We start from the raw sequence: 15374 nt of genomic DNA on the forward strand, positions 1-15374 counted from the left end.
CCTGTGACCGCTAGGCCTGCGAGCGGCGTCGACGCACGATCAGCAGCACGGCACCGCCGAGCAGCAGAGCGATCGCGAGCGCCAGCACCCACGGTGCGAGCAATCCACCGGTGAGGGCGAGCGGCGTCAGCACCGGGTTCTCGGTCGAGCTCGTCGGCGGCGTGATGGTCTCACCACCCGGAGGCGTAGCCGTGCCGACGGCCGCGTTGCGCAGCGTCGCCCCTGCCGCGCCGGCGTGCACGGTCACGGAGTACGTGATCGTGACGCTCTCGCCCTCGGCGAGGCTGCCCGACCAGCGCAATTGCGTGCCGTCCACCACGGGTGCGGCCACCGTGTGTGCGGATGCCGTGCCGTCGCCGACGACCGCGGTCGCACCGGGGCGGAGATCGGCATGCGACAGCACTCCGGAGAGGTCATCGGTGATGACGACCTGGTCCAGTCCCGTCTCGCCCGTGTTCGTGCCGACGAGCGTGTAGGTGACGACGCTTCCCGTGGCGACGGCCTTGCCCGAACCGGGATCGGCGGTCTTGACGAAGGTGAATCCCGGGGTGCCGACCGGGTTCTCGGTCGTCACGGGCGGAGGTGTGATCTCCCCGCCACCGGGCGGGGTTGCGGTGCCGGCGACCTTGTTCGCGATCGTCGCACCACCCGCGTCGCCGTTCACGGTCACCGAGTAGGTGATCGTGACGCGCTGCCCCACGGCGAGCGCACCTGTCCAGGTGAGCTCGTCACCGTCGACGACAGGAGCCGGAGCGGATCCGTCGACCACGCTCGCCGTGGCGTCGCCGTTGTAGGCGGCGTGAGCGAGAACACCCGACAGGTCGTCGCTGATGCTCACCGGCGAAAGCGCCGTCTCACCGGTGTTCACACCGGTCACCGTGTAGGTGATGACGCTGCCGGGGTCGACCCGGGTGCCGGAGGCGGGGTCGGCCGACTTGCGCACCTCGAAGCCGGGCTCGTTGACAGGATGCACGGTCGTCGCGGGAGGCGTCTCGATCGGAGGCACGCCGCCCGGAGGTGTCGCCGAGCCCGAAGCCGAGTTCTCGAGGGTCGTGCCACCCGCATCCGCGTGCACGGTGACCGAGTACGTGATCGTCACGGTCTCGCCGATCTGGAGAACTCCTTCCCAGGCCAGTCGGTCGCCCGCGACCACAGGAGCGGTCGTCGCGGCCGCGTCGACCGTGGCGGTCGCGTCGCCGTTGTAGTCGGCGTGCGCGAGGACCCCGGAGAGGTCGTCCGTGATCGCGACCGGATCGAGGACCGTCTCACCGGTGTTCACGCCGGTCACGGTGTAGGTGATGACGCTGCCGGGGTCGACTGCCGTGCCCGCTACCGGATCGGCGCTCTTCGACACCGAGAATCCGGGCACGTTGACGGCGTTCGTGGTGATCCCGGGCGGCGGGGTGATGACCGAGCCACCTGGCGGGGTGGCGGTCGCGCTCGCGTTGTTCTCGAGCACGGATCCCACGCCGTCGGCTGTCACCGTCACGGAGTACGTGACGGTGACGGTCTGACCGACCGCGAGGGCGCCCGACCAGCTGAGCTTCGCGCCGTCGAGCGCCACCGCGCCGGCAGGCAGCCCGGCGATGACCGCGGCCGCGTCGTCGTTGTACGACGCGTACGGCAGCACCTTCGACAGGTCATCCGTGATGTCGACCGGGTCGAGGGCGGTCTGACCGGTGTTGACGGCCGTCAGCGTGTACGTGAGAACGTCGCCGGGATCCACAGCCGTGCCGGGTGCGGGGTCGACCGTCTTGGCGAACGCGAAACCGGGCTCGTTGACGGGGTGCTCCGTGGTGGACGGCGGCGGGGTGATCGGCGTACCCGGCGTGGTGGGGCTGCCGGGGTCGCTGGGATCGGTCGGGATCAGCGGAGTCGCCGTGCCGGTCGCGGTGTTGGCGATCGTCTCGCCGCCGGCGGTCGGATCGACCGTCACCGAGTAGGTGATGACGACGTCCTGCCCGGGGCGCAGCACTCCGCTCCATTCCAGGTCACCGCGTGCCACGGTGACGTCGCCGCGGGTGGCCTCCACGTCGCCGTTGTACGACGCGTGAGCCAGCGCACCGCGCAGGTCGTCGGCGATCGAGGCCGGGTCGAGCACGGTGTCACCCGTGTTGGTACCGGTGACCGTGTAGGTGATCACGCTGCCGGGGTCGACGCGTGATCCCGTCACAGGGTCGGCCGACTTCATGATGGTGAAGCCGGGGGTGGCGACCGGGTGCTCGGTCGTCGACGGCGGCGGCGTCACCGGAGTGCCGGGAGTGGTGGGGCTGCCCGGATCCGTCGGGTCGGTCGGGATGAGCGGGGTCCCCTCGCCCGTGGCGGTGTTACGCAGCAGCACGCCGGTCGCATCCGCATCGACCGTCACCGTGTAGGTGATGGCGACACGCGCGCCGGGAGCGAGCGTTCCGGTCCAGGTCAGCGTGGTGCCGTTCACAACGACCGCGCCGGTCGAGGCCGTCGCATCGCCGCCGTACTGCGCATGCGCGAGCACGGCAGACAGGTCGTCGACGATGGTCGCCGGATCGAGCACCGTGTTGCCGGTGTTGACGCCGGAGATCGTGTAGGTGATCGTGTCACCCGCACGCACGGCGGTGCCGGAGGCGGGGTCGGCGGACTTCGAGACCTCGAAGCCGTTGTCGACGACCGGATGGTTCGTCTCCACCGCCGGCGGGACGATCGGGGTTCCGGGGGTCGTGGGGCTGTCGGGGTCGGCCGGGTCGACCGGGATCCGCGGTGTGGCCGTGCCGGTGGCGACGTTGTGCAGCAGCGCCTTCTGGACGCCGGCGTCGACCGTCACCGAGTAGCGGATGGTGACGGACTCACCGCGGGGAACGCCGCCCGTCCAGGTCAGCGTGCTGTCGGTGACGGTGACGGCACCACGGTCGGCGGTGACGTCGTCGTTGTAGCCGGCGCTGTCGAGCACACCTGAGAGGTCGTCGACGATCCGGGCCGGGTCGAGGTCGGTGTCACCGGTGTTGGTGCCGGTGATCGTGTAGGTGACGGTGTCGCCGGCAGAGACGGCCGTGCCCGATGCCGGGTCGGCGGACTTGCTGATCGTGAAGCCCGAACCGATGACCGGGTGCTCGGTGGTGACCGTCGGCGGCAAGATCGGCTCGCCGGGCACCTCCGGCCCCTCGGGGTCACCGGGCTTCGGGGTGGTCGGGGTCGCGGTGCCGGTGACGGAGTTCTTCAGGATCTCCCCCGAGGCGTCCGCGTCCACGGTCACGGAGTACGTGATCGTCACGGCCTGCCCTGGTGCGAGTGCGCCGGTCCAGGCGAGGTCGTCGCCGGTGATGGTCGCAGCGCCCGTGGTGAGGGGCGTGCCGGCGACCGAGGTCGAGATGTCGGAGTTGTAGGCGGCGTGCGCGAGCACACCGGACAGGTCGTCGGCGACCGACGCGGGGTTCAGCGTGGTGGCGCCCGTGTTGGTCCCGGTCACCGTGTACTCGATGGTCTGGCCCGGCTCCACGACCGATCCCGCGGCGGGGGCGGAGGTCTTGGCGACGGTGAAGCCCGCGACGGGGTGCTCTGTGGTCACGGTCGGGGGAACGGGCGGAGCGAGAGTGCCGGGCGGGGTGCCCGAGGCGGTGACGCTGTTGGCGATCCGCTCACCCTCGACACCGGCGTCGACGATCACCGAGTAGGTCACGGTGAGCACCTGACCGGGCTCGAGCGCACCGGTCCAGGCGAGGTCGTCGCCCGTGACGGTCGCGGCGCCGGAGGCGACGGGGGAACCGTCGATCTTCGTCGCGATGTCTCCCTGATACTCGGCGAAAGCGAGCACGCCGGAGAGGTCGTCGTTCACGCGGACGGGGTCGAGGACCGTGTTTCCGGTGTTCTCGGCCTCGACCGTGTACGTGAGGCGCTGGCCGGCATGCACGGCGAGGCCATCGGCGGGATCGGACGTCTTGCGCAGAGCGAGGCCGGGTACGAGGCGGACGTTCGTGAACGTGCAGGTGACGTCGGTGCCGTGCGCGCCCGCGGGCTGCTTCACCTCACCGGAAGCGGTCACCGCCACGGGGGTGGTGGAGCCGTCGGGGTTCACCTGCACGCAATCCAGCGACTCGGCGTAGCGGGTGCGATCGGTCGTGCCGGATGCCGACTCGGACAGCTGGAAGGTGTCGCCCTGGTTGGTGAACACCGGTCCCGCGTAGTCGGGCTGGAGCCCGGTGCGCTCTCCGCGCGTGGTGGCGTCGGTCTGCGCGACCTGGTAGCCGGCGGGCGACTGGATGCGCAGCGCGAACTGGTCCGTGCCGGCCTGACGACCCCCGGGGAGGTCCTTCTTCAGGGTGAGCGTGTTCGGGAACGTGCAGCTCGACATGTCGGTGGGCGCGAAGCTCCCGAGCGAGGTGGTGTTGACGGTCTGTCCCCGCGGGAGGTCGACCTCGATGATGCGGTTTCCGCCCCCGGACACGGAGACGAAGATGTGACCGAGGTTTCCGAACGCGATGCCGTTGCCCTGCACGCCCGCGCCCATGTCGTGCACCTGCTTGGCTTCGATGGTGGCGGTGCTCGGCTCGAGGGTCTTGGGGAGGTCGGCGGAGTAGATGAAGTTGTCCGCGACCAGGACGAGCTGACCAGAGGCGCTGAAGGCCATGTCTCCGTTGGCACCGAAGGCGCTGCTGCCGGCCGTGGGGCGGAGCGTTCCGACCTGCACGTACGTCTGCGGCGTGACGCTCTCGTTCCACGCGTACAGGTTGATGGCGCCGCTGACCGTGCCGCTGGCGAAGTAGTAGACGCCCGAGTCGGGGTGCACGGCGCCGCGCAGCACCGACGAGTTCAGCGTGAACGAGGTGCGGGTCGTGACGTCGGCGACCCGGTCGTGCTTGGCGAGCACCTTCGAGCCGGCGGCGTTGGTGACGGTGTAGGCGTACTGGCCGCTGGAGGAGATTCCGAGGGCGTTGTTGGAGTGGTCGACACCGAGGGTGGTGCCGCCGAGTGTGCCACCGTCGCCCGGCGCGCCACCCTGCTCGTTCACGACGAACTCGCGCACCTCGGTGGCGCTCTGCACGTACACCGCTCCCGGTGTGCAGAGGAACGGATCAGCCGCTGCCGCCGGAGCGGCCGTCAGCGTCCCGCCGATGAAGACCATCGACGAGGCGACGAGCGCCGTGCTCACGGCGCCTCCGATCAGCTTTCTCGCACGGCTCCGCCAGCGGCTGTGCCGCTCGGACGGAAGGCCATCGGATGTGTGGTCCTTGCGGGCAACACGAAACGCCATGACTGTCTCCCCATTCATCGCTTCACCGGCGCGCATTCGCGCACGGAAGCCCCCGCCCCCTCAGGCGACCGCCGAGCACCATTCGGGCATGGTGATCTCGGTCCGGGCCATCGCCAGCCTGCCCGGACCCCGAGGCGTGATCCTGCCGATCCCGGAGAAATCACCCCGACTTTTCACCCCGTGGACCCTGACCTATGACCCCATGGGCCCCTGACTCACGACCCCACCGACCCCTGTCTCCTGGCCCCATGCGAAAAAGGGCGCACCGATGACTCCGGTGCGCCCCTTCCCGACGCGGCTTACTGGCGCGAACCGATCTCGTCGATCGGACGTGTGCGCATCGTCGCGGTCGTCCCGACCCACATCGCCACCAGGGCCAGCGCACCCATCGCACCGACGATCGCCAACGAGCCGACCACCGGCAGCACGGGCAGCGGTTGCCCGGAGATGCCCATGCTCACGCCGATGAGCGGCGGGATCGCGACCACGACGCCGAACACCATGGCGATCACCGCGACGAGCACCGCCTCGATCCGCATCATCGCGCGCACCTGCCCTCGAGATGCGCCGATCAGCTGCAGCAGCGCCAGTTCGCGAGAGCGCTCGCCCGTCGCCATCACGAGGGTGTTCACCACGGCGATCGCGATGTAGCCGAGGATCACGAGCAGCGCGATGAGATTCACCCACCCCTGCTGCGACTGCGCTCCGGCACCCGCTGCCTCCTGCCCCGATCCGTCGCTCACGAGCAGACCACGCGCACTCAGCGCTGCCCGGACCTCGTCCGTCGCGCCCTCGTCGACCGCCACGAGCGCGAAGGCATCGAGGCCGGCCGTGGTGTGGGCCCTGACCGCATCGGCGGCCATGGTGAGGTCGCCGAAGCCGAGACCCCGCTCGTACACCGCGACGACCGTGGCCTCGAGCGGGGTACCGTCGCCGAGGTGCCCGACGACCGAATCGCCGATGCCCACGCCGAGGCTCTGAGCGGCATCCGTGCTCACCGCCACCGTCGAGGTGCCGCCGAGCTGGGCGAGTGACCCCTCGCGCACGCGCAGATCGAGGCTGCTCGTGATGTGCCCCGGATCGATGCCCTGCAGCACATGCTCCGCGCGCTCCAGCTTGCCCTCGAGGTCGTGTGAATCGAGCACCGCCGTGCTGAGAGCGACTCCCGAGGCCTCGGTCACGTCTGCGGTGGAGCGGATCTCGTCGACGACCTCAGGCGAGAGCCCCGTCGGCGCCGTCACGCGCAGATCGGCGATGACGCCTGCTGTGGCCTGCGCGGCCGCCTCCGCGGCGATGATCGACGGCGCCCCGATCTGCACGAGTCCCAACCCGATGCCGAGAGCGATCGGCAGGATCGCCGACGCGAGACGCCTGCTGTTCGCCGCAGCATTCGCCGAGGCGAGGAAGCCCGCAGAAGACAGCCGGCGCAGCACCGTCCCGATCAGTCGGACGCTCAGCGACACCAGCCACGGTCCGAGCACAGCGAGCGCGATGATCAGCAACATGGCCGCGCCCGCTGCGGCTCCGGCGGCGATCTGCCCGCGCACCACGAGCGGCACCGTCGAGACCGAGATCCCCGCGGCGGCGAGCACGATTCCGGTGATGATGCGCGGCAGGCCGATGGCCGGAGCGCCCGTCGCCGACTCGCGCAGCGCCTCGACCGGGTCGAGCTTCGCGACCCGAGACGCTGCGATACGCGCCGCACCCCAGGCGGAGGCGAGCACGAGCAGCACCGCACCGACCGCGGGGAGAGGACCTGTGGCCAGGGCGAAGTCGCCGGGGATCACACCGCCGGCCACGAAGGCCGATTGCAGCACGGTCGACAGCAGATACCCGGGGACGATGCCGAGCAGCGCCGCGACGGCCGCGACCCACAGCACCTCACGGGCCACGAGCGCATGCACTTGGGCGGGACTCGCCCCGACGGCCCGCAGCAGCGCGTAGTCACGGCGACGCGACTGCACCGAGAGCGAGAGCGTGCCGGCCACGATGAACATCGCGACGAGGATGCAGGTGCCGACGAAGGCGCTGCCGATGGCCACGAGCGTCGAGCGTGCAGCACCCGAGTCGAGGAACTCGACGTCGCCGCGGGCGTCTCCCGTGCGGGCGATCAGGCCGGGGAAGGTCTCACGGATCGCGGTCGCCGTCTGCTCCGGATCCGCCCCGGAGACGAACACGCCGAGTGCCTGCGCGGCCCCTCCATGCGGGTCGAGCTGGTGGATGCGCCGCTCACTGAGGAACACATGCGTCGCCCGCTCCGGTGCCACTGGCGCTGTGACCTCGCCGACGACGCGGTATTCCGAGGGGAGGCCGCCATGGGTCAGCACGACCGTGTCGCCCACAGCATGACCGCTACCGGCCGTGACGACCACCTCGTCGGCCGCGGCAGGCTCCTGACCCTCGTTCAACTCGAAGCCGGTCAACGCGGTGGCCGACCAGGGGTGCGCCTCGACCGCGGCAGAGCCGCCCGCATCCGCACCCTGCAGTGCGAGCGGAATCGTCACGTCGACGACGACGCGGTCGACTCCCGGAAGGGCGGCGATGTCGCGCACCGCATCGGCGGGCAGCGGCACGCGTTCCCGCAGGGGAACAGGGAGATCCTCCGGTACATCCACCTGCTGCGACGCGCCGACCACGACGTCTGCTGCGGCATAGCGCTCGGGCGCCAGACCCCCGCGCATGCCGGATTCGACGAGCACTCCGAGGCCGGTCACCAGCGCGCTCGCGACGAACACCGCGACCGCCACCCCGACGAAGCTCCCGCGGTGGTGACGAAGATCCGCGCGGACGAGTCGGCCGAGACCCAGCTGCTCCGCCATCACCACTCCCCCAGCGCGCTCATGCGATCGGTGATCTGCTGCGCGGTGCCGCCGTCGAGATGCCCGGCGAAGGCCCCGTCCGCGAGGAAGATCACCCGGTCGGCGTGCGACGCCACCACCGGGTCGTGCGTGACGACCACGACCGTCTGGTTCAGCTCTCTCGCCGTGTGCGCGAGCAGGTCGAGCACCTGCTTTCCGGAGCGCGAGTCGAGCGCACCGGTCGGTTCGTCGCCGAACACGACATGCGGCCGCGTGATGAGGGCGCGGGCGATCGCCACTCGCTGCTGCTGCCCGCCGGAGAGCTCGGACGGGCGTCGATGGCGGAACTCCGTCAGACCGACGGCATCGAGCAGGAAGTCGAGCCACTGCGCCTCGAGCCGCCGAGCGCCCAGGCGCAGCGGCAGGGTGATGTTGTCCTCGACGTTCAGGGCCGGCAGCAGGTTGTAGGCCTGGAACACGAAGCCGACGTGGTCGCGCCGGAAGGCCGTGAGCTGGCGAGCCTTCAACCCCGAGATCTCGGTTCCACCCAGGTGCACGGTGCCGCTGCTCGGCCGGTCGAGGCCCGCGGCACTGTGCAGGAGCGTGCTCTTGCCCGAGCCCGATGGCCCCATGATCGCGGTGAACGAGCCCTTCGCGATGGCGAGGTCGACGCCCCGCAGCGCCGTCACGCGAGTGGCGCCTGCGCCGTAGGTCTTGACGACGGATTGCAGGCGCAGTGCTTCGGTCGGCCGCGCATCGACGGCGGGAGCATGTGGTGTGAAGGTCATGATTCGACGCTAGGGACGCCCGTCTCGGCGTCCCATCCCGCCTCCTGCCGCATCGATGGTGGTGCTGGCTATACCGTGCGGCCCTGACCGCTCGGGCAGACTGTGAGAGTGAAGGACGGACGGATGCGACGCTGGCTGCGCGCGTGGGGATATCTGGCCGTCGAGGCTGGGGTGTCGATCGTCTCGGTGGTGTTCCTGGGCCTCGGGATCGCCCTGCTCCCGCTCATGGTCATCACCGGCGGCGTGCTGCTCATGCCCGAAGCCGTGCGGGGGCTGCACTGGTGGACCGATGTGAACCGTCGCAGGGTCGGCGCCTACCGGGGTGCGGAGCTGACACCGATCGGCCGGGTGCTCGCGCCGGACTCGACCATCGACTCCCGGCTGCGCTTCGCACTCTCGCGCGCCACCGGTCGCGACGTGCTGTGGCTGGCGGTTCAGGGACTCCCCGTGCTGTTCGTCTCACTGCTGACGATCTCGCTGCCCGTCGCGGCGGTCAACACCCTCGCCGTCACCTACTACTGGCAGTTCGCTCCCGCTGACGACCCCGTCGGGTCGGTGTATCCCGTCACGTCCTGGGAACTCGCGGCCACGATGCCGCTGCTCGCTGTGGCCTATGCGATCCTCGCGCTCTTCCTCATCCCCGCCGTCGCACGCCTGGTGTCGTTCGTGTCGGCGAAGCTGCTCGCCACCCCCGAGAAGTCACGTCTCGCCGCCCGCGTCGATGCCCTGACGCTCAGCCGCGCTGCCGCGCTCGACGCCCATGCCGCCGAGCTGCGCCGCATCGAACGCGACCTGCACGACGGTGCGCAGAACCGACTGGTGAACGTGGTGATGATGCTCGGGATCGCCGAGCGCGCGCAGGAGACCGGAGGCGACGTGCTCGAACCGCTGCGGCGAGCGCAGGATGCCGCGACCGATGCGCTCGCAGGACTCCGCCGCACCGTGCACGACATCTATCCGCCGATCCTCGACGAGCTCGGACTGGAGGGCGCTCTGGCATCCCTCGCCGGGCGCAGCGTCGTGCCCTGCACGATCGAGACGGACGAGGTCGGACGGGTGCCGGCTGCCGTCGAGTCGGCCAGCTACTTCGTCGTGGCCGAAGCCCTCACGAACGTCAGCAAGTACAGCCAGGCGACGCACGCCGCGGTGCGGGCCGCTCGCGAAGGTGAGCTTCTGATCATCGAGGTAGAAGACGACGGGGTGGGTGGCGCCGTCGAGCGCCCCGGCGGCGGTATCGCCGGCATCCGTCGCCGCATCGAAGCCTTCGAGGGCGCCCTCGATCTGACGAGTCCGGCCGGCGGACCCACCACCCTGAGAGCGGAGCTGCCATGCGGATCGTGATCGCCGAAGACGACACACTGCTCCGCGAAGGTCTGGCCCTGCTGCTGCGCAGCGAGGGTTTCGAGGTGGTGGCGGCCGTCGACAACGCCGTCGACTTTCTCGCCCGACTCGATGAGGCGGATGCCGCGGTGGTCGATGTGCGGATGCCGCCGACCTTCACGAGCGAGGGGCTGAAGGCCGCGGCCGAAGCCCGTGCTCGCCGCCCCGGCTTCCCCGTGCTGGTGCTGTCGGCGTATGTGGAGGACCGCTACGCCGGTGAGCTGCTGGCGGCCGGGGCCGACGGACTCGGCTATCTGCTCAAGGAGCGCGTCGGCAAAGTCGCGGCCTTCATCGATGCCCTGCACCGAGTGGCGGCCGGCGGCACGGTGATGGACCCCGAGGTGATCTCGCAGCTGATGAGCCGGCGTCGCGCCGACGACCCGGTGCAGACGCTCACACCGCGCGAACGCGAAGTGCTCGGCCTCATGGCAGAGGGCCTCGACAACGGCACCATCGCCGGGCGGCTCTTCGTGACCGAGACCGCGGTGAGCAAGCACATCGGCAACATCTTCGGCAAGCTCGGCCTCGCCTCCAGTGACAGCGGCCACCGGCGCGTACTCGCCGTCCTCGCGTACCTGCGCAGCTGACGGCGTCTCGGCCTCTCTCCTGAGGCCCATCGGCCCCACCGAATCCCTCCGAGAAAAGTTTGGTATTCGGTGTTGCTAAGTACCGGTACTCAGTGTTACTTTGTACCGGTACCCAGCAACACTGAGTACCAACCGAAACGAAAGGAGGACCTGATGGGCAAGCAGATGACCGAGATGCTCAAGGGCACTCTGGAGGGCATCGTTCTGGCCCTCCTCGCCGAGCAGCCGGCATACGGGTACGAGATCACCACACGCATCCGAGACCACGGGTTCACCGACATCGCCGAGGGCACGATCTACGCACTCCTCGTGCGCATCGAGCAGAAGAACCTCGTCGACGTCGAGAAGGTCCCGAGCGAGAAGGGGCCGCCCCGCAAGGTGTACACCCTGAACGCGCAGGGCCAGCAGGAGCTCGAGGAGTTCTGGAAGACCTGGGACTTCCTCGCGCAGCACATCGCACAGCTGAAGCAGACCAACACCGACAACAGCACCACCCCGAACAAGGAGAACTGATCATGGCCGCAAAGTGGATCGAAGCAATCACCGGATCGCTCGAGGAGAAGAAGCAGTACAAGCAGGCTCAGGCCCGCATCAACGCCCTGCCCGAGCCGTACCGCGAGGTGGCGAAGGCCCAGCAGCGCTACAACATGTACTACGGCGGCGTCACCGACGGCGACACCATCGTGCAGATGTTCCTCGACATCGCCGATCTGTGGGAGCGCGCCGCCATCGACGGCACGCCCGTCAGCGCGATCGTCGGCGATGACCCCGTCGAGTTCGCCGAGAACTACGCAGCCGCGTACGGCGGACGGCAGTGGATCGACAAGGAGCGCACGCGCCTCATCAAGGCGTTCGACGACGCGAAGAAGAAGGAGAACGAGTCATGACGAACCCCGCCATCTCGGTGCGCGGCATCGAGAAGTCCTACAAAGATCTGCACGTGCTGCGCGGCGTCGACTTCGAGGTCGAGAGGGGCAGCATCTTCGCCCTCCTCGGCTCGAACGGCGCCGGCAAGACCACCATGGTGCGCATCCTCTCCACCCTGCTGAAGTCGGACGCCGGCACGGCGACCGTGCAGGGTGTGGATGTCGCCGCGAACCCGGTCGGCGTGCGCGAGCTGATCAGCCTCACCGGTCAGTTCGCCGCGGTCGACGAGATCCTCACCGGACGCGAGAACCTCGTGCTGGTCGCGAAGCTGCGGCACCTGCCAGACGCCGGAAAGGTCGCCGACGACCTGCTGGCGAAGTTCCGCCTGACGGATGCCGGCGCCCGCAAGGTCGGCACGTACTCCGGCGGCATGCGTCGCCGGCTCGACATCGCGATGAGCCTGGTCGGACACCCCGAGGTCATCTACCTGGACGAGCCGACCACAGGCCTTGACCCCGAAGCCCGCATCGAGGTGTGGGACGTGGTCAAGGAACTCGCGAACACCGGCACCACGGTGCTCCTCACCACTCAATACCTCGACGAGGCGGAGCAGCTGGCCGACCGCATCGCGATCCTGCACGAGGGCCGCATCATCGCCAACGACACGCTCGCAGGGCTCAAGCGCCTGCTTCCGGCCGCGAAGGTCGAGTACGTCGAGAAGCAGCCCACCCTCGAGGAGATCTTCCTCACCCTCATCGGCCCCAAGGCCTCGGAAAAGAAGGAGGACGCAGCATGACCACGCACTTCGCCGCCGACACGGCGACACTCACCGGCCGCTCCATGCGGCACATCTTCCGCAGTCCCGACACGATCATCACCACGGCGGTCACCCCGATCGCGCTGATGCTCCTGTTCGTGTACGTCTTCGGCGGTGCACTCCAGCAGAGCACCGGCACCGACAACTACGTGAACTACCTGCTCCCCGGCATCCTGCTCATCGCGATCGCATCCGGCATCGCCTACACGGCGTTCCGGCTGTTCACCGACATGCAGAGCGGCATCTTCGAGCGGTTCCACTCCATGCCGATCGCCCGATCGAGCGTGCTGTGGGCACACGTGCTCACCTCCCTGACGGCGAACGCCATCACCCTGGCGATCATCTTCGGCGTCGGATTCCTGATGGGCTTCCGCACCGGGGCGAGCTTCTGGGCCTGGCTCGGAGTCATCGGCATCCTGATGCTGTTCACCCTGGCGCTCACCTGGCTGGCGATCATCGCGGGCCTGAACGCCAAGACGGTCGACGGCGCGAGCGCGTTCTCGTACCCGCTGATCTTCCTGCCGTTCATCAGCTCGGCGTTCGTGCCGACCGACACCATGCCGGCTCCGGTGCAGTGGTTCGCCGACAACCAGCCGGTCACCTCGATCGTCAACACCATCCAGGCGCTGTTCGCCGAGAAGCCCGTCGGCAACGACATCTGGGTCGCTCTCGCCTGGTGCGTCGGCATCCTCGTGGTCGCCTACGTCTTCGCGATCATCTCCTACCGGAAGAAGGTCAGCTGATCTTCGCCCAGCGAGACGGGACGCTCCGACCGGGTCATTCGACCCGGCCGGGGCGTTTCGCCGCGCTCGGCGGGGTGTCGGGCGGAGAACTCCGTATCAGGAGGAGACTCTCGCGCGGATGCTCCTCCCAGCAGGGCGAAGTCCGCCCGACCGACCGCCTGAAGGCGCGACGTCAGGCCTGGGGCAGAGCTGCGACGACGTCGATCTCGACCAGGATGTTCGCCAGCTGAGAGCCCACGGTCGTGCGCACGGGGTACGGCGCGGTGAAGAACTCCTCATAGGCCTCGTTGAACTCGGCGAAGTCGGCGAGATCCTGCAGGTGCACGGTCGACTTCACGACGTCGTCCGTGGTCAGCCCGTGCACGGCGAGCACCTTCTGGATGTTCCGGAGCACCTGCCGGGTCTGATCGCCGACGCTCTCGGGAACGGCATGGTCGTTCGCCGCGTCCTGCGGGCCGAAACCCGCCGTGTACAGGAATCCGTTCGCGACCACGCCGTGGCTGTAGGGGCCGGCGGGCGTTGGCGCCCCGTCTGCGTAGAATCCGGTCTTCGGCATCTTTCTTTCCTTTCGTTGACGATTCAGGTCTGGGGTGCGCGGCGGAGCCCGCGGCCCGGCAGGGCACCGGTCAGGCGGCCGTCGGCGAGAACGCGGATGCCGCCGACGAACACGTCGTCGATGCCCACACCGCGCCCGCGCGGGTTCTCGTAGGTGGCGGTATCGGCGACCGTCGCCGGGTCGACGATCACGAGGTCGGCGACCGCGCCCGCCTCGACGGCGCCTCGGCGTCCGAGGCCGAAGCGCCGGGCAGGCAGTGTCGACAGGTGGTGCACCGCATCCGACCAGGTCCAGGTCGCCCGCTCGCGCACGTGTTCGCGGAGGAACAGCGAGAACGAGCCGGCGGCACGCGGATGCGGATGGGCGCCGATGAAGATGCCGTCGGAGCCGCCCATGTGCCCGGGGTGACGGAAGATTCGGGCGAGCTCCGCGCCCGAGCGCGGGCTGCGCACAGCCATCACCGCGCTGCACTCCAGACGGGAGGCGGCGAGCGCGTCGAGTGCGAAGTCGACCGGGGCGACGCCGGCACGGGCCGCCGCCTCGCGCAGCGTGAGCCCGTGCGCCCAGGCCGACTCGGGCGCGGCGAGGTGAGCGAGCGTGATCATGTCCGCCCACTCCGGGCCGAGGCTGGCGCTGCGTTCCGCCCGCAGGGTGCAGAGCTCCCGCAGCTCGGCACGGCGAGACGGGTCCGCGATCACCGCGACCGCCTCCGCCACGGGCAGCGCCGATACCTCGGGTGGGAGCAGCGGCATGCCCAGCAGCGTGCAGCCGCGGGTGTAGGGGTAGGCGTCGAAGGTCGCATCCACCCCTGCGGCATCGAGCGCATCGAGCTGATCCAGCACGATGTCGGCGTCGGCATGGAAGTGCGAGACGTGCACGGGCAGACTCGACCCTGCGTGCTCGGCGGCCAGGCGGGAGATCTCGGCGATCTCCGCCATGCCGGCAGCGGCGTTCGCCTCGTATCCTCCGCGCATGTGCGTGACGTACACGCCGCCGGCCCGAGCGACCGGCTCGCAGAGGGCGGCGATCTCGGCGGCGTCCTGGAAGATGCCGGGCGTGTAGTCCAGGCCTGTCGAGAGGCCGAGGGCGCCGTCGGTCATCCCCTGCGCGACGAGCTCCTGCATGCGCCGGCACTCCTCGTCGGATGCCGGGCCGCCCTTCCGGCCGCACACCTCGAAGCGCACGGTGCCCGCCGGCACGAGATAGCCCGCGTTCACGGCTGAGGTTCCGTCGACGGATGCCAGATACGCGTCGACACCTCCGCCCCGATAGGTGGGGTGGGTCCCGTTGATGGCGGCGAAGTACTCGGAGGCGTACTCGCCGTTGCCCGGCGCGTACGACACACCGTCCTGGCCGGCGATGACGGTGGTGACGCCCTGCCTCAGCAGTGTCAGCGCCACATCCGGGTCGCCCAGCAGGCCGTCGGTGTGGGAGTGCGCGTCGATGAAACCGGGAAGCACCAGGCGGTCGGAGGCGTCGAGCACGTCATCGCCGGGACGGGCGTCGACACGGCCGACCTCCGTGACGAGCCCGTCCTCGATCGCGACGTCGGCGCGCACGAGCCCCGTCGCATCGACGACGGAGCCGCCGCGCAGGACCACCCGATTCTTCACG

Annotated in this window: 12 protein-coding genes; 7 read left to right on the forward strand and 5 right to left on the reverse strand. The window is 69.6% G+C overall.

What is annotated here, in order from left to right:
* Positions 1 to 10: 10 nt before the first annotated feature.
* The gene (locus tag ACIQTX_RS00595; protein WP_402967541.1) at positions 11 to 5122 is read right to left on the reverse strand and encodes a beta strand repeat-containing protein; all 5112 of its coding nucleotides are present in this window, start codon (positions 5120 to 5122) and stop codon (positions 11 to 13) included.
* Here ACIQTX_RS00595 and ACIQTX_RS00600 point away from each other — a divergent pair.
* The gene (locus tag ACIQTX_RS00600) at positions 5085 to 5438 is read left to right on the forward strand and encodes a hypothetical protein (protein ID WP_402967544.1); all 354 of its coding nucleotides are present in this window, start codon (positions 5085 to 5087) and stop codon (positions 5436 to 5438) included. The genes ACIQTX_RS00595 and ACIQTX_RS00600 overlap by 38 nt on opposite strands.
* Positions 5439 to 5523: 85 nt before the next feature.
* Here ACIQTX_RS00600 and ACIQTX_RS00605 read toward each other — a convergent pair whose 3' ends face one another.
* Positions 5524 to 8043: an FtsX-like permease family protein gene (locus ACIQTX_RS00605; protein ID WP_402967547.1), complete on the reverse strand. Its 2520-nt coding sequence runs from the start codon at positions 8041 to 8043 to the stop codon at positions 5524 to 5526.
* Positions 8043 to 8810 (reverse strand): ABC transporter ATP-binding protein, encoded by a 768-nt coding sequence (locus tag ACIQTX_RS00610; protein WP_402967550.1) that lies wholly within the window; start codon positions 8808 to 8810, stop codon positions 8043 to 8045. Before ACIQTX_RS00610 ends, ACIQTX_RS00605 begins: the two co-directional genes overlap by 1 nt.
* Positions 8811 to 8918: 108 nt before the next feature.
* Between ACIQTX_RS00610 and ACIQTX_RS00615 the strand changes: the two genes are divergently transcribed.
* From ACIQTX_RS00615 to ACIQTX_RS00640, 6 genes are all read left to right on the forward strand, one after another.
* Entirely contained in the window at positions 8919 to 10151 is a 1233-nt protein-coding gene (locus tag ACIQTX_RS00615) for a sensor histidine kinase (protein ID WP_402967553.1), read from the forward strand.
* Positions 10139 to 10777: a response regulator transcription factor gene (locus ACIQTX_RS00620; protein ID WP_105527063.1), complete on the forward strand. Its 639-nt coding sequence runs from the start codon at positions 10139 to 10141 to the stop codon at positions 10775 to 10777. Before ACIQTX_RS00615 ends, ACIQTX_RS00620 begins: the two co-directional genes overlap by 13 nt.
* Positions 10778 to 10930: 153 nt before the next feature.
* The gene (locus ACIQTX_RS00625) at positions 10931 to 11290 is read left to right on the forward strand and encodes a PadR family transcriptional regulator (protein WP_402967557.1); all 360 of its coding nucleotides are present in this window, start codon (positions 10931 to 10933) and stop codon (positions 11288 to 11290) included.
* Positions 11291 to 11292: 2 nt separating this feature from the next.
* Positions 11293 to 11664, forward strand: a complete 372-nt coding sequence (locus ACIQTX_RS00630) for a DUF1048 domain-containing protein (protein ID WP_028501361.1) — start codon at positions 11293 to 11295, stop codon at positions 11662 to 11664.
* Complete coding sequence (locus ACIQTX_RS00635; protein ID WP_402967561.1) at positions 11661 to 12440, forward strand: ABC transporter ATP-binding protein; 780 nt, start codon at positions 11661 to 11663, stop codon at positions 12438 to 12440. Before ACIQTX_RS00630 ends, ACIQTX_RS00635 begins: the two co-directional genes overlap by 4 nt.
* The gene (locus ACIQTX_RS00640; RefSeq protein ID WP_028501359.1) at positions 12437 to 13204 is read left to right on the forward strand and encodes an ABC transporter permease; all 768 of its coding nucleotides are present in this window, start codon (positions 12437 to 12439) and stop codon (positions 13202 to 13204) included. The genes ACIQTX_RS00635 and ACIQTX_RS00640 overlap by 4 nt, the downstream gene beginning before the upstream one ends.
* 172 nt (positions 13205 to 13376) lie before the next feature.
* On the opposite strand, the gene ACIQTX_RS00645 is transcribed toward ACIQTX_RS00640, so the two are convergent.
* Positions 13377 to 13760 carry a RidA family protein gene (locus tag ACIQTX_RS00645; protein ID WP_105527066.1) on the reverse strand — a complete coding sequence of 128 codons (384 nt, stop codon included), beginning with the start codon at positions 13758 to 13760 and terminating at the stop codon, positions 13377 to 13379.
* A gap of 23 nt (positions 13761 to 13783) precedes the next feature.
* The gene (locus ACIQTX_RS00650; RefSeq protein WP_402967566.1) at positions 13784 to 15373 is read right to left on the reverse strand and encodes an amidohydrolase family protein; all 1590 of its coding nucleotides are present in this window, start codon (positions 15371 to 15373) and stop codon (positions 13784 to 13786) included.
* Position 15374: the final 1 nt, after the last annotated feature.

It is taken from the genome of Microbacterium sp. NPDC090281 (assembly GCF_044769635.1).
Classification (GTDB): Bacteria; Actinomycetota; Actinomycetes; order Actinomycetales; family Microbacteriaceae; genus Microbacterium.